The sequence below is a fragment of the Methylomonas sp. MgM2 genome, from assembly GCF_054172045.1.
The window spans coordinates 86,792-110,418 of sequence record NZ_JBSYXO010000009.1 but is presented as its reverse complement, the minus strand read 5'-3'; the positions used below and the strand labels follow the sequence as shown (position 1 = coordinate 110,418).

The following is a 23,627-nucleotide window of genomic DNA, read 5'->3' as shown; positions in this document are numbered from 1 at the left end:
TTGTGACTGTTGTATGGATGAAATGATTCCGCTGATCTGTCATGGCACATTTCCTTGAATGAGAGATTCAGCTCGACAAGTTGTGCTTTTCCTGAAATTGCAGCACCAGACTGTAAATCACTGGAAATACCAACAGACTCAACATCAAAACCGTCAGCATGCCGCCGAGTACCGGCGCAGCGATGCGCTGCGTGACGTCGGCGCCGGTGCCGGTGGCCCACATGATTGGGACCAATCCCAGCATGGTCGTGAAGGCCGTGATCGCAACCGGCCTGACCCGCAAGGCTGTGGCCGTTTCGACGGCTTCCCGGATTTCAAGCCCCGTTAACGGCGACTGTTTCTCCGCACGGAGTTTGGCGATTTCAATGTCGATGAAATTCAGTACCATCGCGCCGGTCTCGGCGGCGGTTCCGGCCAGGGCGATAAAGCCGACGTAGACGGCCACCGATAAATTAAATCCGTACCAGTAAATGGTCCAAATGCCGCCGATCAGGCCGAATGGAATCGTCAACATGACGATGATGGGTTCGACGAAATTCCGGAACGAGAAATACAGTAGCAAGAAGATCAACAGCAAGGTTATCGGTACGACGACGCGCAGCCGCTGTGCGGCCCGTTCCATATATTCGAACTGGCCAGACCAACTCACCGTGTAGCCCTTTGGTATCGCGACCTGTTGTTCTAGTGTTTTTTTGGCCTGCGCGACAAACCCGCCGATATCGGACGTTTTGATATCGACGTAAATCCAGGCATTTAGGCGTGCATTCTCGCTTTTGATTGAAGGCGGGCCGCGTCTGAGTTCCAATTTGGCAATCAAGGCCAACGGTATTTGCGCACCGGTCGGCGTGGGAATCAGAACCCGTTTAAGACTTTCCAGATTATCGCGCAGTTCGCGCGGGTAACGCAGATTGACCGGATAACGCTCCAAGCCTTCTACCGTTTCGGTTACGTTCATGCCGCCGATTGCGCTTTGGATAATGTCTTGGACGTCGCCGACCGTCAAACCATAGCGCGCGGCCTGATCTCGGTCGATATCGAAATCCAGGTAATACCCGCCAACCGAGCGGTCGCCGAAAGCCGACAGTGTTTCCGGCAAGGTTTTCATCGTCTGCTCGATCTCCTTGGATAATCGTTGCAATTCATCCAAGTCCGGTCCGGATACTTTAATGCCGACTGGCGTCTTAATACCGGTAGACAGCATGTCGATTCGGGTTTTAATCGGCATGGTCCAAGCGTTGGCGATGCCGGGAAAATGAATGGCTTGATCCATTTCCTTCATCAGTTGCTGTGTGGTTTTGTTCGGGTCCGGCCACTCACTCTTGGGTTTGAGTCGAATCGTGGTTTCTATCATCGACAAGGGCGCAGGGTCGGTCGCGCTTTCCGCTCGACCGATTTTGCCGAACACGTGATGGACTTCAGGAAAGGTTTTTAAGATTTTGTCGGTTTGTTGCAACAGCTCTTTTGCCTTCGTGATCGATATGCCCGGAAACGTCGACGGCATATACAGGATGTCGCCTTCATCCAGAGGCGGCATAAATTCGCTGCCGGTCTTGGACAAAGGATACGCGGTCGACCCAAGCGCAATGGCCGCAATCACAAGCGTGACAACACGCCAACGCATGGCGACTCTTAACACGGGCGAATGAATGAGATGCAGAAAACGGTTAGCCGGGTTTTTATGTTCCGGAATAATGTGGCCGCGAATAAAATAACCCATCAATACCGGCACAACGGTGACCGTCAATATTGCCGCCGCCGCCATCGCATAGGATTTGGTAAAGGCTAGCGGACTGAACAGCCGGCCTTCCTGCGCCTGCATGGCGAAAATAGGGATAAACGAAACGGTAATCACCAACAACGAAAAAAACAGCGTAGGGCCCACTTCTTTCGACGCGGCGGCAATGGCCTGCCAGCGCTCTTGTTGTGTGAGCTCGGCTTTTTTCTTTTCGGTCGCTTCGACTAAATGCTTGTGCGCGTTTTCGACCATGACGATACCGCCGTCAACCATATCGCCGATGGCAATGGCGATGCCGCCCAAGGACATGATGTTGGCGTTGAGTCCTTGCAGTTTCATGACGATAAACGCGATCACCACACCCAGCGGTAAGGTGATGACGATGACCAGCGATGAACGCAAGTGCAGCAGAAACAAACTGACCATCACGCAGACGATGATCAGCTCTTGGGTCAACGCGTCGTACAAGGTGGCAACCGCGCGTTCAATCAGGTCGCCTCGGTCATAAACGGGAATGATTTCGACACCTTCCGGCAGGCCTTTGCTCAGTTCCTCAAGCTTGGCTCTGACCCCGATGATAGTATCCTTGGCGTTTTCGCCGAAGCGCATGATGACTACGCCACCGGCTACTTCGCCTTCGCCATTCAGTTCCACCACACCTCGGCGCAGTTCAGGTCCTATATGAACATGGGCGATATCCTGTATCCGAATGGGAGTACCGTTGGCGTCAACACCGACCGGTATGCTGTTGATATCGTCGATATTTCGAATGTAGCCCAGGCCGCGCACCATGTATTCGGTTTCGGACATTTCGATCAAACGGCCGCCGACATCGTTATTGGATCGCTGTATCGCCTGTTTGACTTTGCTCAGAGATATACCGTAGGCAGGCAGCGCGTTAGGATCGACTTCAATTTGGTATTGTTTGACGTAACCGCCGACAGAAGCCACTTCGGAAACGCCAGGCACGGTTTGCAACGGATAACGCATATACCAGTCTTGGATCGAACGCAGTTGGGATAAGTCGTGTTTGCCTGTTTTGTCGATCAAAGCATACTCATAGACCCAGCCGACACCTGTGGCGTCCGGTCCTAACGAAGGACTGACGCCTTTAGGCAAGCGACCGCTGACATAGTTGAGGTATTCGAGCACTCGCGAACGAGCCCAATACATATCCGTGCCGTCTTCGAAAATGATATACACGAACGAAAACCCGAAGAAGGAATAACCGCGAACCACCTTGGTTTTCGGGACAGCTAACATGGCCGTCGTCAAGGGATATGTAACTTGGTCTTCGACGACTTGTGGCGCTTGTCCGGGGTATTCGGTGAAGACGATCACTTGCACATCGGATAAATCCGGTATGGCGTCCAAGGGTATGTTTTTGAACGACCACAATCCCGCTAATCCCAGGATAACAGCGGCCAACAGCACGATGAAGCGATCTTTGAGCGAGCCGTTGATTAAGGCATTAATCATGTTGATGACCTCCCTGTTGCACGGCATGTGCTTCGCTATCCATGTTTTCTGACAAGCCAGGCGAGTGCCGATGTTCGGGTATGGTGTCCTCGGCCATCGGTTCGGTCGATTGGCCGGGCGCAATCATCTTGGCCGTAGCCTCGCGCAATTTCGACTCCGAATCGATTAGAAATTGTGCCGAGGTCACTACTTCTTCACCGACTTTGATACCGTTCAATACCGCGACTCGGCCGTTTGAGGCCAGTCCCAGCGTCACTGGGCGTGGTTCGAATTGGCCAGGAGCCCGCTTCACGAATACCTGATTGCGGGTACCGGAACGAACGATGGCTTCGCTCGGAATCGTCACCGCTTCGATTTGTTTACCGGCCAGAATGTCAACTTGAGCATACATATCCGGTTTCAAAAGCAGCTCCGCGTTATCGAACGCGAGCCGTACTTTGATGGATCGGGTTTTTGCCTCCGCATAGGGATAGATATAAGCCAAGCGGCCTTTGAAGATGTGGCCCGGGACGCCGGCCAACTGCATTTCCACGGAGTCGCCTACTCTGACCCAGGGTAATTCGTATTCATAGATATCGGCGTAGACCCAGACGGTGGACAGATCGGCGATCATGTAAAGTTCGGTGGCCGGCGTGACATATTGACCCTCGCGGACGCCAATATTCATGACGATGCCCGCCGCCGGAGAATGAATATGTAGACTTTTTTTGATTTGCTGCGTACGAGTCAGGTCGTGCAGTTGATGGGTTGGCACATCCAGTAGTTTCAGGCGTTCACGCGAACTTCTGAGCAATTCCTCGGCTCCACGGCGAATATCCTCGATAGGACTATTTTCCAAGGCTTTGAGGTTGTTCAGCGCTAGAATGTATTCCTGTTGGCTCGCCACCAATTGCGGTGAATAAATACTGAGCAAGTCGTCGTCCTTTTTGACCCATTCCCCGGTTTTATCTATCCGCAAGGTTTCTATCCAGCCTTCGGTTTTTGGATGTAGTCGAACCAAGCGCTCTTCGTCGTAGGCAACTCGGCCGACCGCCCTAACAATGTGCGATAGCGTTTCTTGGCGAGCGATGGCCGTACGGACACCGATATTTTGTTCGGTCACCGGATCGATTTTGACGGTGCCTGGCGGCGTGCTGGCGTCGCTTGCGCCATCGGCGTAGACCGGAACATAATCCATGCCCATGGGGTCTTTCATCGGCACCGGCGAAGTCACCGACGGGTTCATCGGACTGCGGTAAAACAAGGGGCGTCTGGTTACGCCGTTGGTTTTTGTATGGTCTAGGCCATCATTAGACTCGGGGCGAGTCGATGTATTTTGACGGTATCCGGTCAACCAACTTCCTATGCCGATTCCTATCGTTAAGGTTAAAACGGCAACCAGCCATATTGTCTTATTCATAAATTTCTTCCTCGCCGACCATAGCACTCAGTTGAGCAAGCGCCTGATTGGCTTCGCTTAAAGCCTTCCAGTATTGGGTTTCATAGTTGTATAAGGTGATTTGGCTGCGCACCAGATTCAAAAAATCGACCTTGCCCACCTGATAGCCGGCCAGCATAGAGGCAACGGTCTGCCGGGCCTGGGGAATGATGCCGCTTTTAAATAGAACCACCTGATTTTTGGTTTGATGAAAGTCGCTATAGGCGGTTGAAATATCCGCTCGCACCCGATTCCACTCGTCTTGTAATTCATACCGTTGCTGCATCAATTCGCTGGTACGTTGATCGACGGCCTTGGCCTGTTTGCTGGCCAAGAATATCGGCACCGTCACGCTTAATCTCATGCTGAGGAAATCCGCGCGATCGGCATTCGTGGGCGTGTTGTCACGAAGGCCATAAGAAGCGCCGACATTGAAATCCGGAAAATAGTCTTTTTTGGCTAGTTCCAGACGCGTTTGCGCCGCATTGACCGACTCGCGTCTGGATGCAAGCAATGCCCTGGAATTTTCCGCTTGCTCGAATAAGGCGGACTCCGACGTTAAGTTGGGCAATGTTTCCGGCACCGATAGCGGTAAATTGATTTGCCGGTCGGCCGGCCTATCGAGCAAGGCATTCAATTGTGCTCTGGCTTTTTCTCGTGTGCTGAGGAGAATCAGTTCGTTATCAAGCAGGCGGGATAATTCCAGCTGTGCTAACAACACATCCTGTTGTAGGCCTTCGCCCACTTGATATTTAGTTTGTGCGATCTCAACGAATTGCCGGAGTAAGTCCTGATTGGCTTTAATGATTTCCAGTGCACGGTCCAGATAAAACAGCGACCACCAGATCTTTTTGACGTCGCGCAATAATCGCCACCTCGCTTCGGTGACATCGTGCGCGGCGGCTTCAGCCGCATAGCCGGCGGCTTGTTCGCTTAAGTCCAATTTGCCGGGAAAGGGTATGCTCTGCGATACACCGAATAGCATTTGCGTCATCGGTTCCTGCCGGGTATCGAAGGTATCGGTCGGCAGGTTTAGGGCTCCGAAACTGATAACCGGATCGGGCAATGTGCCGACTTGCGACGGGATGGCGGACATGGCGAGTGCCCTTGCGTTTATTTGTGCCAAACCTGGATTATCCTGCACGGCAAGTTCTGTGGCGGCCTGTAAAGACAAAACAGGCTGCTCCGTACCGTAGGCGACACTACAGGCGAGCCACAATACCGCTATCAAACGACAGCGGGTAACGGGTAAATCTGACGACATAATGATCCTCAAAACGTCATATTGGGAACGACAATCGATGCAATCCGGCTGATCAACGATAGCGCGCTGAGAAACCTGAACCGCGATTGCCTTGAATGGCCTTATTAACTGACAAAGTCGAAAAAGGCCGTTCTAAAACGCTTAAAGGGTTGCTGTCGGTGGCTTAGTGTGAGGTGGGAGATGGACGGAGAGGAATTCCGGCTTTGTAGACGTGAAGTAGTTCGTTCCTCTCCGGAGTAAAGCTAATATGAACGACGAAGCAAGCGCACAATCGACGCAAACATGGAAATTGCAAGTAGAAGAATGATATTTACCGGGATGGCAGTGATGGTCGTGGCCAACGTTCGACATGCTGCTGTCGGTCGCCAAATCGTCAGCGGAAATGGCATGCACTATAGAAAATAGTTCGGAGCCGGAGTAATGCGCATACGTCACCCCGACAGGCATGACTGCCATGATGAGCATCAACAATACGACTAGCCTTCGTCTGAACATTTTAGATATCTTAGATTCTATCGTCGCTCAAATGAGCCTTTTTAAACCTATACCTAATTCGTTAGGAAAGCAAATACTTTTGAGATTTAAATCCCTTATGGTCTGTTGATTTACTGCGTATTACCGAATTTAGTAGCTTTCAGTGTTTCGGGATGAGCCCATCGCATCCTGTTGCGAAAACAACTCTGCGGCGAAACCAATTCTGGAGAGGCAGCGCGGCACATTAATCAAGGCTTTGGTGATCAACGCCGCCATATTCGCGGTCATTGTGCTGGCTGCTCGGTATGGGAAATCCGCACCTTTGCTATCCGATTCTCTGGATAATTTGGACGAAGCGATGACTTAGGGCCTGAGGCGGTTTGTTCTCGCCCGCAGCTCCCAAACCAAAGCTCGCATTGCACTGTTGAAAGGCGGATTGGTTTTTACTGCATCGGCGGGCGTGGTAGCACAAATTGTCAATCGCTTGACAAACCCTGAGTTACCGTCTTAATACGTCATAGGTATTTTCAGCTTGGCCGCTTTAGTTACCAATGGAGTTTTTATCTGCTTTGGCAGCATCGACATGAGTTCCAGTGTCCACGCAATGACATTGTCTCCAATTTGGTGGTCATTTCAAAATTACCAAATATGTCGATCGGACTTTGCTTTATGGGTTCCAACGCGATGTTTCGATATCGGTCACAAATATTAAGCATGAAACTTTAGTTTTCCGGCTAGGTCTCAGTTTGAGTTGGGAGATCGGGTCAACGCTAAGTCCGCTTGATCCTTGAACCTTTATCCAGCACTTTTGAGATCAGTACTCGCTTTTATTCAATGATTTGTTCACACCGGTTGTTTTTTAATCGACTTTAGTTGTTACTGCAAGTGTGCGTGGTAGCTAATTTCTATTGTCAAACTGATTCAAGGAGTCAATGATGGCCGCGAATAAAAAAAATATTATTGCCGAAACCACCAGTGAAGACTGTACTAACGAAGGTTGTTGCCCGTCCGATTTAACCACTAACATTGCTGAATGCGCCTATTACAAGGCCGAAAAAAGAGGGTTCGCGCCTGGCCATGAAATGGAGGACTGGTATGAAGCGGAACAAGAAATGCTTGCGAGTAAATCCGGCGTTTCATAAATATTCCGGTTAGGTTTTGAAATCTGACCTCCGCCGATAACTGCAAGTTACGGTAGATGGAACTGGTTGGCAAGAAAACGCTGTTCGGCGATGGTTTGACTCCAATTAATGTCAGAATGAACTGTACCCTAACCTGATGTCAGGCTGTGCCGTCAGGATAGAGTACTTTGAGCGTCTGTTTGGTAACGAATACCTGCCGTAAAAACACAGGTATATTGACTGTCGGGTTGGGGTCGTTGTTTGTCTCCCAACCCCCATTAGCCAACGTCAGCTAAGTGTTTGAAGATCAATATGCGTCTTCTGAAAACGTCTCTGCATATAGTTTAGGCAAAATTTCACCAGCCTTACCACACAAATTAGAGCGGGCAATGGAATTGAAACTCGTGGTTGTCGGATTGATTTGTACGATAGGAATGTTAGTTTTATCAGCCATATAGGGCAAATTGGCTGCTGGCCACACTAAACCTGAAGTACCGACGATAAACATCAAGTCGCAATCCTCGGTGGCATTTACTGATTGTTCCCATTCATGCATCGGCAAGCTTTCACCAAACCACACTACACCTGGCCGGATAAGTCCGTCACACTGCGCACAAGTAGGCGGGTCGATACGACTGTCATGATCGGCTATTGTTGTATCTGTTTCCGGCAATTGATAAGGTGTTCCACAACGTATGCAGCGTGGTTTATGTAGACTACCATGTAAATGCAAAACATCGTGACTGCCGGCGCGTTCGTGCAGATCGTCAACATTCTGAGTAACCAGTGTAAGCTTCGGTATTCGTTCTACCAGCTTAGCAATCGTCAAATGCGCTGGATTAGGTTTCGTCTTTAGCACGCGGTTTCGTCGCCATTCGTACCATCCCCAGACTAAAGCAGGATCAGCCAGGAAGCCGTCTTCACATGCAAGCTGTTCGGCATCGAAGTTTTCCCATAATCCGGTTAATGCATCGCGAAAGGTCGGAATGCCCGATTCCGCTGAGACACCCGCACCGGTCAGAACCACTAGATGTTGGGTCCGTTGTAGTCGCTCAATCAGTTCGCTCGGTATCATGATTAAAATGGAACAGTTAGGACAAAGCTTGAATCTACCGGTTTAGTCGACACTTCGCTGTCAGCTTTGCAAGACGAATCATTGCAATTCAATCAACCATTCTCTAAATATTGCTTTATCCAATATCGCCCAAATAATCCTTCTTGCCGATTTCTAACCCGTTATGCCTCAGAATGGCATAGGCGGTTGTTACATGAAAATACACATTCGGCAACACGAAGTCAGTCACGTAGGCTAATCCACTAAATGTCGATGTTCTATCATGTCGTGGTAACTGAATGGTGTTGGACTCAGTGCTATCGATTTGCTCGGCAGTAAACGAATGAATATGCTCCAGCGTTTTATCAATGCGTTCGATCAACTCGGGAAAAGAGGCTTCAATGTCATCGAACTTCGGCGGCTCTTGACCGGCTAACCGTGATACAGCGCCTTTGGCGACATCACTTGCAATCTGCACTTGGCGCTTCAATGGGTACATATCTGGATAAAGCCTGGCGTTGACTAACACAGAAGGATCAATCTTTTTTTCTTCTGCATAATTCATGGCTTTTTCCAGAATCAAACGTAGCTGATTCAGGCTGCGAACTATAGGAAGGACAGTGATGGCATACATGGATAACGACATTTGAAGGCTCCTAGGAAAATAGCTGATAGGTTAAATTCTACTGTTTTGCTTAAAATCCAGCACCGGGTGTTTTTAAATAGTCGTTTTCTTCAGGGGTTGATGGTCTGCCCAAGATCGCATTGCGATGGGGATAACGCCCAAATTGGCGAATAACCGCTTGATGCTTGACCTCAAAATCCCAAAAGGACTGAATCTGATTGTTTTCATACAACGTTGTTGCCACCTCATGAATAACCATCGACTCGCTGTGCATAAATGGCATATACAGGAAGCCGCGTTGTATTGCGGTAAGTTCTTGATCGGCACCTACGGCTATTGCTTCCTGAGCAAGAGCTAACGCCAAGGCATCATAGGCAAATGCTATCGCTGAGTCACGGTACATGTTTCGGGAGAACTGATCCAAAACAATGATTTCTGCTAACCTTCCTGTCGCCGTTGTTCGCCAGTTGAAGAGCTCACAGCGTATAGCCCTTGCGTGAATATCGGTAAAGCGTTTGGTTATGAGCTGATCGAATTCAACATTCTTAGCCCACCACAAGGATTTATCAATGTCTTCAAACCAAAAGTCGATGATCTGTTGTGGCATTTGGTTCTCCATTCAGTTATCAGCAATGACGTTGGCGTAAGATATTAACCGTTGGGGGGTAAGTAGGACCTTATGATATTTGCAGAACTGGAATACCCTGAGCATTATTCGGATTTCCACGACGAGTTGGTCGAATTTATACAATCAATCTTCCCAGATATTCAATACGGGCATCAAGGCGATTCGTGGATATGGATTACCGATGGCAAAGACAAAGTGGAAATAGATACATTTACGTCAATGAAACATCAGATCAAGTCTGCTCATAACGGCCTACTTGTCCAGAAGGTAATGGGCGTATTGTCTGCGAAATATAAAGTTAGGGTGTTTGAAATCCCAGAGCCTGAGGCTCATGAAGATTAAGCTCGTATTTAACTACCGCGGTGTAAAGTAAAAATGCTGGTATTGCGTTGTACCAAAAAGCTGCAAACGGCTATCAAATTGAAAAAGACCGACTTGGTTGATCCCAATGTCGAAACATCTAATTTTTGCTCGTGGTTCCTCAATTTAATCGAGATTGATGGTCGCCCCTGTCTACTGGCGGCTAACGATCAAACTCTTTTTAACTTTTTAATTACCGACATTCCTAAACTTGATACAGCCCAACTGATCGAACTGTTTAAATCATACCTGCATTGCGTATTAGCGGAAGAAGGATTCGACCAGACCTTTATTCACAAGCTGATGGATGATTTCGCAGATGTTCGGTTTGCTAACACCAATAGCCGACGGGTATTGGGCTCATTAAACGAGTTGGCCTTTTTCTACTTGTGCCGTAACTACTCGCCCCTCATTCGCAAGCCTTTCCGGCCAAAGCTAATTGAATGGCGGTGAGCGGGTTGTAGCCTTTATTGGCCATGGTCTGTAAATAACTCGAAATCCGGCAATAGGCCTGGGCATATTCTTCAGACCGAAAACAGCCGGAGACCTTTTGCTTGACCTTAGCCATTCTCAAATCTTGTTCAGCCCGGTTATTGGTAAACGCAACCGCAGGATGCCGGGCGAATAGCAACACGGAGATTTCATGGGCTTTCAATCGCTCCCACAAATTGTGGGCATCGGATTTAGCGATTTTACCGCGCTTGCCGCTGGGCTTGGGCGGAATCGGGGGCAATTCCTTTTCGCCCCGGGTGAGAATCGCGCGGTAGCGTTTTTGCAAGTTAGCCAGTTCCTGGTCGGACAGACATTTCTCCTTCTTTTTGGAGACTTGAATGCAAGTCTCCTGTAACAGCCGTTTCATGTTTTTCGCCCAGCGATACTGATGAGCATCCACGATAAAAGTCAGCTCGCGTAACAAGTGCGAGCCGCATAAGCCATGCTCGCAATCCTCGTACGCAAAATAAGAAGCCCAGCAATCATGAATGATCACTCCACCATAACGCGGAATGATATGAATGGCTTCAATCGCGGCTTTGCCTCGCTTTCGATGCAGCCGCTTGAGGGTAACATCACCGGAAGCATAAACATGAATCCACTGATTTTTCCGGTCGACCCGCAGCGAGGTTTCATCGACATGCATCACGGGGGTCGCCAATAGCTGTTGAATAGCTTGTTGCTCCCAAGTCTCCAGCGCTTGATGTAAACGCAAAACCCAGTTCAGCAAGCTGGCTTCGGCAATCACTTTGTCCATCATGACCCCGATCAGCTGTTGAACCCGGTTCAAGGCGACCATTTGACCGACCAACAGGTTGATCACGAACGCCTTCAGGCCATCGCCGTATTGCAGCGGCCCGACCAAGCCATCGGGAAACCGTCCTTTCACCGTAGCGTGGCAGCGGGGACAGACCTTGACCTCGGCGTCGACGTGCTCGACCACTTTCTCGAATACGATATCGATTTTGGTGCGGCGCTCATGATGAAGGCAAGGCACTTCCGTTAATGGTTCACCGCACACCTCGCAGATCGTCACCGTTGACACACTGACCGTTTCCACGGTACGCGAATTGATCGCGCTCCGTTTATCCAGCTGTTTGCCTTTACCTTGGCTGCCTGATATGAGGGCCGATTCATCCAGACCGGTTTGCGACGAAGGCAGGCTGGAGTTCCGATTATCCTTCCGGGTCGTCCTTTCCAGGAAAATCGCCAAGATTAGCTCAACGATCATAAACAGACTGTTCATTACCGCCAGGCTTTCCGGCGTGACTTTACCGGCTGCCCGGAGCGCTTCAAAATCGGCTTTTACCCGATCGAGTTCCTGTCGAACTGAGGATTTATCGAGGGCTGCCATTCACCATAACTACGTCTGTTTTCATGACGCTATTATCGCATGGCCTTTTTTCGACCTTCAGAGTGCTCACTGAACGACCGGAAATCAGAATTTTGAAACACGCCTTGCGTAACCCTCACGAAATCGCTTGGGCGTGATAGAACTGGTGAATTGATGGGGTATTAGCCGCTATCCCGGAAAACGGCTTTTCTGTATCGAAAAACCTGTCAAGTCTTTTTTGGCTTTTTTTCTTGGGGAAAGGGGGTGAGTAGTTACCTTGTGCCATTTGGAAGATGAAGGCGTTCACAGCCCACGTCTACCAGAGATCATTAAGAAAATGAATCGGGTGGTTATGGGTATGATTGATACTTATGCCATTCATGAAGTACACGATTTATTTGGATTAGAGCGACAAAAAATTGAATGGTGAGCGGAGGTTAAACATATACTCCAACCACACACTGATACCTAAACAAGGCAACTGCCGATTGATTCATCGCCCGAACCAGGCGCCATTGAACCTATTCTGCGGCAACTTGCCGCGTGACAACATGTCACATCCAAAATATTAGAGAACATTGATATTCTATCTTCATTGCAGAGATGTTTAGTTTATTGCAATAACTTCCTCCTCATAAATCCGGCCAATGTGCCGGATTTTTTTTGTGGCAATATGGCACCTACCTTCTCTTTTTGTTGCCTAATTTCCATAACTGGTAAGATATAAGGCAAATCAGCCGTGCCAAGATAGCTGTTTAACTTGCAGCAATTCGCATGGATAAATGTTTTAGCACCGCTTTACTTTATAAAGCGATAATGGATGCTTTATGACTCTCATCACATTAAAGGACTTAGAAGCCCATCTTTGGCATGCCGCGCATATCCTTACCGGCCCAATTGACGCCTCAGACTATAAAACATACATCTTCCCGGTATTATTCTTCAAGCGTATATGCGATGTGTACGACGAGGAATTTGCAGAAGCGTTAGAACAAATCGGTGACGCAGAGCTTGCCAAAGGCGATATGTTTCACCGCATTCAAATTCCAGAACAATGTCATTGGCGGCACGTATTCAATAAAACCAAAGATGTCGGTCAAGCGCTTAAAGAAGCGTTTCGCGGTATAGAACTGGCAAACGAACGCTTACACGGTATTTTTGGTGACGCAGGTTGGACCAATAAAGAACGGCTTTCAGATGAATTGCTGGGCACGTTATTGAATCATTTCAACAAAGTCAATTTGGGTGTATCCAGTGTTCGCGATGATGACATGGGTCGCGCTTACGAATACCTGATTAAACGCTTTGCCGATAAAGCCAATAAAAAAGCAGGCGAGTTCTATACCCCTCGTACCATTGTTCGCTTGATGGTCAACATTCTTGACCCTCAAGCTGGCGAAAGTGTTTACGATCCTGCTTGCGGTACAGGTGGCATGTTGCTGGAAACCATCCATCACGTTAAAGAACATGGTGGTGATCCTCGCTTATTAAAAATCAAAGGCCAAGAAAAGAATCTCACCACCGAAGCCATTGCCCGCATGAACTTATTTCTACACGGCATGGAAGACTTTGACATTGTGCGGGGGGATACCTTACGTCATCCCAAGTTCATCAAAAGCGATAAGCTAGAAACCTTTGACAACGTTATTGCCAATCCACCATTCAGCTTGAAAGAATGGGGTTACGAGCTATGGCAAAACGATCCTTATGGACGTAAACAATTTGGTTTAGCACCGCAAACCAATGGCGACTTTGCTTGGGTACAGCACATGTTTGCATCGTTAAACGATAACGGGCGCATGGCCGTAGTACTTCCGCATGGTGTGCTTTTTCGTGGTGGAGCGGAAGGCAAAATCCGCAAAAAACTTCTGGAAGAAAATCGGATTGAAGCCATTATTGGCGTTGCAACGAATTTGTTTTACGGCACCGGTATTCCCGCTTGCATTCTGGTTCTCAGAAAACAACGTCCGGATGAACATCAAAGTCATGTACTGATCATTAACGCTGAAGAAATCTTTACCAAAGGTCGTGCGCAAAACACATTGTCAGTTGCTCAAGCTGACGAGATTTATCAAATCTACCAAAGCCAAGAACAAGCCGGACCGCAGAATGCCAAGGAAATTGAAGGTGTCGCACGATGGGTCAATATGTCTGAAATTGAAGAAAACGACTTCAATTTAAATATTGCCCGTTACGTGCAAAAGCCGTTAGAAGAAGAAACCATCACCGTTGAACAAGCCTTGTTAGATTTTAAAAATAAACTAGCTGCCTTAGAACATGCGGAGCAAGAGCTTGAAGACCTGTTAATCAAAGAGGGCTTTGAAATATGACAAAGAGCTCCAGCAGGTTCTCTTCGCTTGTAGATGCCATTACCGAAGATATAAAAACGCATGGCTATTTATACAGCGGCATTTATTCTGACAAGCTCGTTGAAATCGGCGCAGACATTGCTGTTGGCTCCGGCCGATTAACACGAAACGTAGAGCAAATTGTCTCAGGCATGATTCACTCTTTGACATTTGATATACAAGTTTTTATCTGGAATGAATGTTTTGCGACGCGATCTGAAAAAGACTACCTAATAAATGAATTATCCAATCACATTACACATGGCGCCGGATACAATCTTTTTAAAGATGAAAATATCACGGCAACTCTTTGCACCGCATTTACAGAGGCCGTTTTAGAAAAGGCCAATATTGCCTATAGCAATTATCAACATGACTTTTGGTCAGATGGTTGCCATGATGAAAAATAAAAACGCATGAGCACCTTAAACAAAAAGAAACTAGAAGACCTGCTTTGGGGCGCGGCGGAATATTTACGCGGCCAAATAGATGCTTCGGATTACAAACAGTACATTTTTCCATTGCTGTTTTATAAACGGCTGTCGGATGTCTATTTGGAAGAATACAACGAAGCACTGCAAATTCACGAAGGTGATGCTGAATATGCTGCGATGCCGATGTTTCACCGCTTTAACATTCCAACCGAAGCGCGTTGGGAGGGGGTGCGTAATACCACTAAAAATATCGGTGAAGCGATTCAAACGGCTTTGCGCTTAATTGAATCCAGCAACGAACGCTTGCACGGTGTGTTTGGTGATGCGCAATGGACTAACAAAGAGCGCCTACCGGATCATCTGTTAGCTGATCTGATTCAACATTTCAGCAAAATTCCATTAGGTATCAACACTGTCAATCAAGATGATCTTGGCGAAGCTTACGAGTTCTTGATTAAAAAATTTGCGGACGATTCCGGTCATACCGCAGCAGAGTTTTACACCAATCGTACCGTTGTCCATTTGATGACACGCATCATGGAATTACAACCCGGTGAAACCGCTTACGATCCGACTTGTGGCACAGGCGGGATGTTGTTGAACGGCGTAATGGAACTGCGTAATCAAAACAAGGAATGGCGTAGCGTTAAGCTGTATGGGCAAGAGGTGAATTTGCTGACTTCAGCGATTGCTCGCATGAACATGTTCTTGCACGACATTGAAGAATTTGAAGTGCTGCGCGGTGATACGCTCAGCGAACCAAAATTTATTGAAAACGATCAGCTAAAACAGTTTGATGTCATTTTTGCCAATCCGCCGTACTCCATCAAAAAATGGAACCGCGATAAGTTTGCCGCTGATCCTTATGGTCGCAATCTGTATGGTGTGCCACCGCAAGGCTGTGCGGATTATGCGTTTTATACCCACATCATCAAAAGTTTAAATCCCAAAACCGGACGTGCTGCGATGTTGTGGCCGCATGGTGTGTTGTTTAGAGATTCTGAGCAAGCGATTCGTAAGCAAATTATTGAAGCGGATTTGATTGAAGCCGTCATCGGTTTAGGGCCCAACTTGTTTTATAACTCGCCCATGGAATCGTGCGTGGTGGTGCTGCGTCGCAACAAACCCTTAGAACGCAAAAATAAAATTCTGTTTATTAATGGCGTGGAACAAGTCACCCGCGAACGAGCGCATAGTCGTTTATCCGATGAAAATCTAAGTGTACTGACTGAAGCGTACTTTGAGCCTGATAAGCAGCCCACTATCGCGGCATTGGTGGTGATAGAAGATATTCGCGCTAATCAGCACAACCTGTCTATACCGCTCTATGTGCAAAACGATAGCGGTCACGAAGCGCAAGATATTGAACATGCCATTGAAGCTTGGAAAATCAGCCGCGTGAAGCTTAAAAAGCAGACTATTGAATTGTTTAAGATACTTCGTCGGTTTGATTCAAACTTAAATGAAAGCTCTAATATGTTAGAAAATAGCAATACTGATGTAAAGGAATTTATTAGTGTTGAACAATAAAATAATATTACCCGAGGGATGGAAAATCGTAACATTTGGCGAAATTGCCAAACATGTTTCAGAGCGTGTAAATCCAAAGCCAGGAGATGAAGTTCAGTATATAGGGTTAGAACATTTAGATTCTGGTTCGCTTTCAGTGAAAAGATGGGGCTCCGAAGTTCCTTTAAAAGGCCAAAAAATTAGGATGCTGAAAGGCGATATATTATTTGCAAAACGAAACGCATATCTAAAGAGAGTCGCTATTTCGCCTTTTGATGGTATTTTTTCTGCTCATGGCATGATTATCAGGCCAAAAGGAAATTTGATAATCCATGATTTTTTGCCTGTTTTTATGCAAACAGATCAGTTTATGAGCCGGGCTATAGCCATATCTGAAGGCTCTCTTTCCCCGACGATAAAATGGAAAACATTAGAAAGACAGAAGTTTTTTATTCCTCCAATAGATCAGCAACAAGCCACCTTAGAGTTAGTGAATATTTTAACCAAAGTGGAAGAAGCAAAGTTTCATGCTTTACTAGCTAGCAAAAGATTATTAAATATTCTTCTTAAAAACATAACAAATGGCAGCATTGAGTTTAAAAATTACAAGACTGGTATAGTTGGTGATTTTTTAACTCTTCAAAGAGGTTTTGATATAACAAAAAAGAATGCTAGTGATGGAAACATACCAGTCTGGTCTTCATCAGGTTTTTCTTATTATCACGATGAAGCAATGTTATATGGCAAATCTGTAATAACTGGAAGAAAAGGAAAATTAGGTGATGTATATTTTGTGGAAGAGCCTTGCTGGCCACATGATACGACTTTATTTGTAAAGAATTTTAAAGGAAATGATCCGAAATACATATATTGGTTTTTAAAATCCCTCAACCTAGAGAGACTTGATGCTGCTACTGCTGTACCTACCTTAAATAGAAATTCGGTTCATAGTTTAAAGTGCAAGTTTCCAGATAGTGAATCACAGATTGAATTCGCACAAGTGTTAGATGTCGTTGATGCAACAACTCAACATATTGAAGACTCCTATGTTTTATTCAAAGCTACAAAGATGGCGATAATTAACGAAAGACTTAGTATTATAGATGCGCTTGAATAGGAAATATAAATGTTCACAGAACAAACCGTCACCGAAAATGGAATTATTGACCGTTTAAAACAAATAAGCGGTATAAACTGGAATTACTGTCACGGTGATACTCTGCCTAAACAGGTCAGTGACATCTTTGTGGATGAATGGCTAAAAGCGGCTTTGTGTTCGTTAAATCCTGATATTGCCGCCAATCCCGATTATGCCGATGAAGTGATTTATAAGCTTCGCGGCGTTATTTATGAAGCTAGACATACCGGCCTTGTTAAAGCGAATGAAAACTTTAACGAATGGCTGATGGCGGAAAAGACTTTGCCGTTTGGTCAAGATGGCGATCATGTCACCATCAACCTGATTGACTTTAATACGATTGAAAACAACCATTTTGTGGTGTCGCAGCAGGTGCATTACCTTGCGGCCTCTGAAGTGTATTTTGATATTGTGCTGTATGTGAATGGCATTCCGTTAGTCGTCGGTGAAGTCAAATCGGCTACGCGTCCTTCTATCAGTTGGCAGGACGGTGCTGCGGATTTCATGGGTGGTCAAAAACACTACTGGAAAAATGTTGAACCGTTCTTTGTACCTAATCTATTGTGCTTTGCCAGTGAAGGCAAAACCTTTGCTTATGGTGCCATCAACGCCAGTGTTAAAGACTGGGGGCCTTGGCATAAAACCAGTCAACGCGATGAAATCCCATTAACGTTATCGTCTGTATTGGATAGCGCGGAAGGCTTGTTAAATCCGCAGACGTTGTTGCAGTTATTACATTCCTTCGCCCTGTTTTCTACGATTAAAACCGGTAAACACACACCACCCAAGCGAGCAAAAATATTACCTCGCTACCCGCAATTTGAAGCAGCCAAACAAATAGTGGACAGAGTTAAAGCCGGTTATCCGCGCAAAGGTTTGATCTGGCATTTTCAAGGCTCTGGTAAGTCGCTGCTGATGCTTTACGCTGCTCGCATGCTACGCGCGGACAATGAGTTAAAAAACCCGACCGTGTTGGTCGTAGTGGATCGTCGCGATTTGGATACCCAAATCAACGAAACCTTTGGCGGTGCGGATGTAAAGAATCTGATCAAGGTGCGCAGTTGTAAAAAGCTAGGACAACTGATTGAACAAGATAGTCGTGGCATTTTGATTACCACCATCTTTAAATTTAAAGACGTTGAAATTGACGTCAACGATCACAACGGTTTGAACGCACGCGATAACATCATCGTGTTGGTGGATGAGGCACATCGCACTCAAGAAGGCTCGTTAGGTGACAAAATGCGCTGGGCTTTACCGAATGCGCACTTTTACGGTTTAACGGGTACGCCTATTTCAAGCTTGGAGCGCAATACCTTCAAGCTCTTCGGCGCTGACGAAGACGAAGGGCGCTATATGAATCGTTACAGCTACAAACAATCTATTCGTGACGGCGCGACTAATCCAGTCAAGTTTGAACCGCGCTTGGCTGAACTTCGCGTTGATCAAGCAGCGATTGACGAAGAATTTCAGCGACTCATTGAAGAGAACAATCTGGATGACGACGAGAAAGCAGCGCTTTCCAAACGAGCCGGCAAACTGGCAATTTTGCTGAAAGCACCTAAACGGATGGAGGCCATCAGCGCGGACATTGCCGAGCACTTTGCAAGCCACGTTAAACCCAAAAAGATGAAAGGCATGGTGGTGGTCTACGACCGCGAAGCGTGTGTTCAGATGTATTACCTGCTGGGCAATTTAATGGGGTTTGATGCGGTAGAAGTGGTCATGAACATTGACCAAGCTCCCATCAAAGCCACTGAAGGCGATAAGAAAGGTAAGCAGAATAAAGATTGGCTGCGTTGGAAAGAAGAATTAGAACTGCCGGTTCAGGAAGCGGATTTTGAACGCTGGCAACAATACGACGGCGATGATCAAAAACAAAAAGACTTGATTGAAGATTACAAAGACTCAACTCATCCGTTACAACTAATTATTGTCACCGCAAAATTATTAACGGGCTTTGATCCACCTATATGTTATTGCATGTATCTGGACAAGCCACTCCGCGACCATACTTTGCTACAAGCAATGTGTCGCACCAATCGCTTATTTGAAACTGATGGCATCCGCAAAGAGCTGGGATTGATCATTGACTATCTCGGTGTATTTGAGAATTTACGTTCTGCTTTAGCTTATAACCCGGAAGAAATTGAAGGTGTTATCGAAGGTATAGAGGCGTTTAAAGAACTATTTCCACCGCAATTAGAAAAGTGTTTGGCATTTTTTCCCAATGTTGATCGCACGGTAGACGGGTTTGACGGCATTATGGCCGCGCAAGAATGTTTACCGACCAATGAAAAGCGTGATGCTTTTGCTGCCGCGTTTGGGGTGTTAAATAAGCTGTGGACTGCCATTAGTCCAGATCCATTTCTAGCACCGTATCGTAAAGACTTTAAGTGGTTGGCACAGATTTATGAATCAATCCGCCCAGTAGGACAAACCGGTGCTTTAGTTTGGGCGGCGCTTGGTTCAGAAGTGATAAAGATGATTCACGAGAATACCGACATAACACGCATTCGTGATGATATTGACGACTTGGTAATGGATGAGCACGCAGTATTTGTCCTGACTGAAAAGGAGCAGGAAAAGCGCGCAAGACAACTAGAAATCAATTTAATGGGTCGTTTACGCGGTCACGAAAATCCCAAGTTTGTGGCACTAGGCGAACGCCTGGAAAAACTACGTCAAGATTATGAAGCAGGTGTTATTAAAGCTATCGATTGGCTAAAAGGATTGTTGGATGCTGCAAAGCAAGCGGTACATCTGGAACGTGAGCTAGATGAAAAAGTCGTCACTGAAGAAGATAACATCCAAGCATTAACTAAACTCTTTCTGGAAACAAGGCCCGATAGCACGCCAAAAGTCATTCACGACATTGTGGAACAAATAGACAAGATCGTTAAAGCAACACGTTTTGACGGCTGGCAAAATTCAAATAGTGGCCCGCGTGAAATTCAGAAAGCGTTGCTATTGACCTTGGCACAATTTGGTTTGGGCAAGGACAAGGAGCTTTTTAATAAGGCTTATGGGTATATCGAAGAGCATTATTGATATGAATTTTCACTTAATTCCACGCGGGGACACAATACCAAAAACGGGTGTAAATACTGTGTACTTACAGGTAGACAGGTGGAATGATTATTCTTTCGTAACAATGTTTTATATGTCGATTCATGATGCAGAGGGTAATTACCATGAAATTGGCAATGTAAAAATTGGTTTTAAAGGCCAAACAACAGAAATTAGTACGCATACCACTCTCCAGGATAGCTTTGAGGCACTTGAAGAAAATTATTTTTCACTAGGCCAAGATATTGATTACTACCGGAGAATAGCAAACTTACCTGTCCAAATTCGAGTAACTGTACTGACTGGTCTTCGAGATATTGTGTATAACCCTGATCTCATTAGTATTGCGCGTGAGGAAGGTGTATTTAGTGTTTCATTGTTAAGGGAAGTTAGTCTGTCTGTTATCAAAGGTCAGTTTGCAAGAGTTTTGGTAGGTCAACCACCGCTTACAAATTTTGAATTTAAATTCGTTAAGCCAAAAGAGCATAACATAGCAGAAGTTGCTCTTAATTTCAAAGTAAAAGTTAATTCAACGCCCAGTACAAATATTCACGCAATTATCGGTAGAAATGGCGTTGGTAAAACTACGCTATTGAATAGCATGATTGAAGCCATTACAAGCAAAGGTAATGCTTCGGCAAAGTTTTTCAATATTGAAGGGTGGCAAGCACAAGCGATTAGCAGCGATTACTTTAGTAGTTTAGTTTCAGTATCGTTTAGCGCATTTGATCCATTCAGCCCCCCTCAGGAACAACCTGATCCAGCCAAAGGTACTTGTTATTTTTATGTTGGCCTGAAAGATCGTGAAGTGAACGGAAAGCATCGAACAATACCTGAACTCCGAGAAGACTGCGTTAGAGCATTAGTCAATTGTTTTTCTAGATCAGATAAAACTTCTCGCTGGTTACGAGTGATAGAGAAGTTAGGTTCCGATGATAATTTTTCATCAATGGAGTTAAGTCGATTAGAGGATCGTTACAGACAGTTGCGAAATACTTCAAATTCAGAACAAATTGATTCAAACGAATTCAGGAAACGATATTACGAAGATGTCGAAACTTTCTTATCCAGAATGAGTTCGGGTCATGCAATTGTTCTCCTCACTATTTCGCGTTTAGTAGCAACCGTTGAGGAAAAAACATTAGTCTTGATTGATGAGCCTGAGAGCCATCTTCATCCACCTTTATTATCAGCTTTTGTCAGAGCTCTTGCTGACCTGTTGCATGATCGAAATGGTGTAGCAATAATTGCGACTCATTCACCTGTTGTGCTTCAAGAAATTCCAAAATCATGTGTTTGGAAAATTAATCGTATCGGTTTATCGGTTGACTGTAGACGGCCAGAAAAAGAGACGTTTGGTGAAAACGTTGGAGTGTTAACTAGGGAGGTTTTCGGCTTGGAGGTTGTGAAATCTGGTTTTCATGACTTGCTGATAGCATCAGTTGATGATGGCGGTTCCTATGACGAGATTATTGATCTTTACAAAGATCAGCTTGGATTTGAGGCCAGAGCGATTTTAAAAGCACTAGTTACGCATCGTGATAGGAGTTTAAACAATGATGCAACTGAGTGAACCGAAGGATGACTTCACTAAGGTATTAGATGCTTGTTGGGAAGGTATAACAGGAAACAATTCGTTAAAAAATCGTTTAAGTGACAGTAGGGCCGCATTAGAAAATGAAGCTACGAATTATGTTGCACTAGGGGCGGTGGGTGAGCTTTATTCAATACATGCTACTGTCCATGCGAAAGACGTTGATCCAATAGTGGTTGCTGATCTGAGAAAGTCAGAATTAGTTAACTTATATGAGACATACTTCCGCGGTATAGAAAAACCAGGGCGCATTATTTATGATGCTTTGCTTGCATCAGCAAATGAGAAGTGCCCTTTTTGCGGTGGTATTGGTAGACCCCGAAATTTGGATCACTATTTGCCTAAAGCTTATTTCCCACAATTTTCAGTATTGCCTAAAAACCTGATTCCTTCATGCCGAGACTGCAACATGGATGGTAAAGGACCAGGTTTTGCAACAACCGCTGGCGATCAGATCATTCAACCTTATTTAGACAGTGCCCACTTCTTTGAGGAACAATGGGTTTTTGCAAACTATAAGCCAGGGAATAATGAACCCGGGGTTATCGAATATTTTGTAAATCCTCCTGAGCATTGGGACGAGTTTGACAAATGCAGGGTTAAAAAGCATTTCAATGATTTTGACATAAGCATTCGATTTTCTAAAGAAGCTGGTGCAAGGCTAATTACCCTGATGCCACAAATTGACTCCCTTTTGTCGATTGGATTAACTATTGAAGAGATTAAGACGACCCTACTCCAAACAAGCATTGACTCATCGCCTTTTGTGAATCACTGGGAAAGGGTCATGTGTTTGGCGTTAATGAATGCTTTGTAGTTAATGACTAGATAAACAAATATGAATTAAACGATGAACTTTGCATAAGCCGATGGATGGATTCACTATTACATTGATCTTAATGTAATTCAGAGTCGCAGTCAGATGACGCTGAGTGTTGGAACCCAATCTTTACTAGCGTTAATATAGATTAATACCAATAATCTAACCCCGGCTAATAAGCCAGGGTTGATTCGTATTTATTTGACGGCTAAATCTTTTTGAAGGCCTTGAGAAAGTTGTTGGGATGGGCGTGAAATCGAATGTGTCCAGCTGAATTCAACCGTTTAGAGTTTTCCTCAAATGCGGGCGCAATATAGCCCCATTCCGCGGTTCGAGAAAAATAGATGACATAGTCAATTTTGGCGCCTTTCCATTTATTCTCAACTTTGATTGATTCGTCGCTCGACTCAACTGTTTTAATCTGAATTCGATAGTAGTTGGTGTCGTCGGCAACAACTAAATCTGTTTTTTTGCCATGATCAATAGCTGGAATTAAGACTTCCCAACCATCACCCAACAACCAGGCGGCGACTAGATTTTCGTAGGAAAGCTGTTTGTGAACAGCAAGCGTTTGTTCTTTGATACTGGAATTTTTTACAGGCATAAGCATTACCGTGATTAAAGGTTATGCCGTATGACAGCCGTTGGTGGCCTCCTGTATACGGACCGAGGTAGCTCTTGCTAGACCTCCCGGTTACATCACCATACTGCTGTAACAGTATCGAATAGCTCA

19 protein-coding genes are annotated in these 23,627 nt (G+C 45.9%); 11 read left to right on the top strand and 8 right to left on the bottom strand.

The annotated features are described in order from the left end of the window. Window positions 1–67 precede the first annotated feature (67 nt). From ACW73I_RS09295 to ACW73I_RS09285, 3 genes are read right to left on the bottom strand one after another with little or no spacing between them, the layout of a single operon-like run. A complete protein-coding gene (locus ACW73I_RS09295) occupies window positions 68–3,214 on the bottom strand; it encodes an efflux RND transporter permease subunit (protein ID WP_458029001.1) in 3,147 nt (1,048 codons plus the stop codon). Next, entirely contained in the window at window positions 3,207–4,613 is a 1,407-nt protein-coding gene (locus ACW73I_RS09290) for an efflux RND transporter periplasmic adaptor subunit (protein WP_458029000.1), read from the bottom strand. The genes ACW73I_RS09295 and ACW73I_RS09290 overlap by 8 nt, the downstream gene beginning before the upstream one ends. Beyond that, the gene (locus tag ACW73I_RS09285; RefSeq protein WP_458028999.1) at window positions 4,606–5,895 is read right to left on the bottom strand and encodes a TolC family protein; all 1,290 of its coding nucleotides are present in this window, start codon (window positions 5,893–5,895) and stop codon (window positions 4,606–4,608) included. Before ACW73I_RS09285 ends, ACW73I_RS09290 begins: the two co-directional genes overlap by 8 nt. 637 nt (window positions 5,896–6,532) lie before the next feature. Here ACW73I_RS09285 and ACW73I_RS09280 point away from each other — a divergent pair. Beyond that, complete coding sequence (locus tag ACW73I_RS09280) at window positions 6,533–6,736, top strand: hypothetical protein (protein ID WP_458028998.1); 204 nt, start codon at window positions 6,533–6,535, stop codon at window positions 6,734–6,736. A gap of 565 nt (window positions 6,737–7,301) precedes the next feature. Continuing rightward, complete coding sequence (locus ACW73I_RS09275) at window positions 7,302–7,511, top strand: DUF2934 domain-containing protein (protein ID WP_458028997.1); 210 nt, start codon at window positions 7,302–7,304, stop codon at window positions 7,509–7,511. Between the two features lie 286 nt (window positions 7,512–7,797). Here ACW73I_RS09275 and ACW73I_RS09270 read toward each other — a convergent pair whose 3' ends face one another. The 3 genes from ACW73I_RS09270 to ACW73I_RS09260 all read right to left on the bottom strand — a co-directional run bounded on the left by ACW73I_RS09270 (window position 7,798) and on the right by ACW73I_RS09260 (window position 9,776). After that, window positions 7,798–8,565, bottom strand: coding sequence for an SIR2 family NAD-dependent protein deacylase (locus ACW73I_RS09270; RefSeq protein ID WP_458028995.1), 768 nt, complete (start codon window positions 8,563–8,565; stop codon window positions 7,798–7,800). A gap of 115 nt (window positions 8,566–8,680) precedes the next feature. Next, on the bottom strand, window positions 8,681–9,190 hold the full coding sequence (locus ACW73I_RS09265) for a DUF1993 domain-containing protein (protein WP_458028994.1): 510 nt from the start codon (window positions 9,188–9,190) through the stop codon (window positions 8,681–8,683). A 49-nt stretch (window positions 9,191–9,239) separates the two neighbouring features. Beyond that, on the bottom strand, window positions 9,240–9,776 hold the full coding sequence (locus ACW73I_RS09260) for a DUF924 family protein (protein ID WP_458028993.1): 537 nt from the start codon (window positions 9,774–9,776) through the stop codon (window positions 9,240–9,242). A gap of 72 nt (window positions 9,777–9,848) precedes the next feature. Here ACW73I_RS09260 and ACW73I_RS09255 point away from each other — a divergent pair, with 72 nt between their 5' ends. Together ACW73I_RS09255 and ACW73I_RS09250 are read left to right on the top strand one after the other, a co-directional pair. Continuing rightward, a complete protein-coding gene (locus tag ACW73I_RS09255; RefSeq protein ID WP_458028992.1) occupies window positions 9,849–10,139 on the top strand; it encodes a hypothetical protein in 291 nt (96 codons plus the stop codon). A gap of 33 nt (window positions 10,140–10,172) precedes the next feature. Further along, window positions 10,173–10,610, top strand: a complete 438-nt coding sequence (locus ACW73I_RS09250; RefSeq protein ID WP_458028991.1) for a DUF6933 domain-containing protein — start codon at window positions 10,173–10,175, stop codon at window positions 10,608–10,610. On the opposite strand, the gene tnpC is transcribed toward ACW73I_RS09250, so the two are convergent. Next, window positions 10,567–12,003, bottom strand: coding sequence for an IS66 family transposase (gene tnpC / locus ACW73I_RS09245; RefSeq protein WP_458028990.1), 1,437 nt, complete (start codon window positions 12,001–12,003; stop codon window positions 10,567–10,569). The genes ACW73I_RS09250 and tnpC overlap by 44 nt on opposite strands. Window positions 12,004–12,809: 806 nt before the next feature. Between tnpC and ACW73I_RS09240 the strand changes: the two genes are divergently transcribed. The 7 genes from ACW73I_RS09240 to ACW73I_RS09210 are packed head-to-tail and all read left to right on the top strand — an operon-like array spanning window position 12,810 to window position 22,891. Next, on the top strand, window positions 12,810–14,312 hold the full coding sequence (locus tag ACW73I_RS09240; RefSeq protein WP_458028989.1) for a type I restriction-modification system subunit M: 1,503 nt from the start codon (window positions 12,810–12,812) through the stop codon (window positions 14,310–14,312). Next, a complete protein-coding gene (locus ACW73I_RS09235; RefSeq protein WP_458028988.1) occupies window positions 14,309–14,740 on the top strand; it encodes a hypothetical protein in 432 nt (143 codons plus the stop codon). Before ACW73I_RS09240 ends, ACW73I_RS09235 begins: the two co-directional genes overlap by 4 nt. A gap of 6 nt (window positions 14,741–14,746) precedes the next feature. Further along, the gene (locus ACW73I_RS09230) at window positions 14,747–16,294 is read left to right on the top strand and encodes a type I restriction-modification system subunit M (RefSeq protein ID WP_458028987.1); all 1,548 of its coding nucleotides are present in this window, start codon (window positions 14,747–14,749) and stop codon (window positions 16,292–16,294) included. Next, the gene (locus ACW73I_RS09225) at window positions 16,281–17,390 is read left to right on the top strand and encodes a restriction endonuclease subunit S (protein WP_458028986.1); all 1,110 of its coding nucleotides are present in this window, start codon (window positions 16,281–16,283) and stop codon (window positions 17,388–17,390) included. Before ACW73I_RS09230 ends, ACW73I_RS09225 begins: the two co-directional genes overlap by 14 nt. A 9-nt stretch (window positions 17,391–17,399) precedes the next feature. Further along, window positions 17,400–20,462, top strand: a complete 3,063-nt coding sequence (locus ACW73I_RS09220) for a type I restriction endonuclease subunit R (protein WP_458028985.1) — start codon at window positions 17,400–17,402, stop codon at window positions 20,460–20,462. Window position 20,463: 1 nt separating this feature from the next. Further along, window positions 20,464–22,053: an AAA family ATPase gene (locus ACW73I_RS09215; protein WP_458028984.1), complete on the top strand. Its 1,590-nt coding sequence runs from the start codon at window positions 20,464–20,466 to the stop codon at window positions 22,051–22,053. Next, on the top strand, window positions 22,037–22,891 hold the full coding sequence (locus tag ACW73I_RS09210; protein ID WP_458028983.1) for an HNH endonuclease: 855 nt from the start codon (window positions 22,037–22,039) through the stop codon (window positions 22,889–22,891). The genes ACW73I_RS09215 and ACW73I_RS09210 overlap by 17 nt, the downstream gene beginning before the upstream one ends. A gap of 211 nt (window positions 22,892–23,102) precedes the next feature. On the opposite strand, the gene ACW73I_RS09205 is transcribed toward ACW73I_RS09210, so the two are convergent. Next, window positions 23,103–23,498 (bottom strand): group I intron-associated PD-(D/E)XK endonuclease, encoded by a 396-nt coding sequence (locus ACW73I_RS09205; RefSeq protein WP_458028982.1) that lies wholly within the window; start codon window positions 23,496–23,498, stop codon window positions 23,103–23,105. Between the last annotated feature and the right edge of the window lie 129 nt (window positions 23,499–23,627).

Excerpts from the sequence above, each read along its gene's own strand:
- ACW73I_RS09295 (WP_458029001.1), bottom strand. The coding sequence starts at position 3,214 with ATGATTAATGCCTTAATCAACGGCTCGCTCAAAGATCGCTTCATCGTG.
- ACW73I_RS09290 (WP_458029000.1), bottom strand. The coding sequence starts at position 4,613 with ATGAATAAGACAATATGGCTGGTTGCCGTTTTAACCTTAACGATAGGA.
- ACW73I_RS09285 (WP_458028999.1), bottom strand. The coding sequence starts at position 5,895 with ATGTCGTCAGATTTACCCGTTACCCGCTGTCGTTTGATAGCGGTATTG.
- ACW73I_RS09275 (WP_458028997.1), top strand. The coding sequence starts at position 7,302 with ATGATGGCCGCGAATAAAAAAAATATTATTGCCGAAACCACCAGTGAA.
- ACW73I_RS09270 (WP_458028995.1), bottom strand. The coding sequence starts at position 8,565 with ATGATACCGAGCGAACTGATTGAGCGACTACAACGGACCCAACATCTA.
- ACW73I_RS09265 (WP_458028994.1), bottom strand. The coding sequence starts at position 9,190 with ATGTCGTTATCCATGTATGCCATCACTGTCCTTCCTATAGTTCGCAGC.
- ACW73I_RS09260 (WP_458028993.1), bottom strand. The coding sequence starts at position 9,776 with ATGCCACAACAGATCATCGACTTTTGGTTTGAAGACATTGATAAATCC.
- ACW73I_RS09255 (WP_458028992.1), top strand. The coding sequence starts at position 9,849 with ATGATATTTGCAGAACTGGAATACCCTGAGCATTATTCGGATTTCCAC.
- ACW73I_RS09250 (WP_458028991.1), top strand. The coding sequence starts at position 10,173 with ATGCTGGTATTGCGTTGTACCAAAAAGCTGCAAACGGCTATCAAATTG.
- tnpC (WP_458028990.1), bottom strand. The coding sequence starts at position 12,003 with ATGGCAGCCCTCGATAAATCCTCAGTTCGACAGGAACTCGATCGGGTA.
- ACW73I_RS09240 (WP_458028989.1), top strand. The coding sequence starts at position 12,810 with ATGACTCTCATCACATTAAAGGACTTAGAAGCCCATCTTTGGCATGCC.
- ACW73I_RS09235 (WP_458028988.1), top strand. The coding sequence starts at position 14,309 with ATGACAAAGAGCTCCAGCAGGTTCTCTTCGCTTGTAGATGCCATTACC.
- ACW73I_RS09230 (WP_458028987.1), top strand. The coding sequence starts at position 14,747 with ATGAGCACCTTAAACAAAAAGAAACTAGAAGACCTGCTTTGGGGCGCG.
- ACW73I_RS09220 (WP_458028985.1), top strand. The coding sequence starts at position 17,400 with ATGTTCACAGAACAAACCGTCACCGAAAATGGAATTATTGACCGTTTA.
- ACW73I_RS09215 (WP_458028984.1), top strand. The coding sequence starts at position 20,464 with ATGAATTTTCACTTAATTCCACGCGGGGACACAATACCAAAAACGGGT.
- ACW73I_RS09210 (WP_458028983.1), top strand. The coding sequence starts at position 22,037 with ATGATGCAACTGAGTGAACCGAAGGATGACTTCACTAAGGTATTAGAT.
- ACW73I_RS09205 (WP_458028982.1), bottom strand. The coding sequence starts at position 23,498 with ATGCCTGTAAAAAATTCCAGTATCAAAGAACAAACGCTTGCTGTTCAC.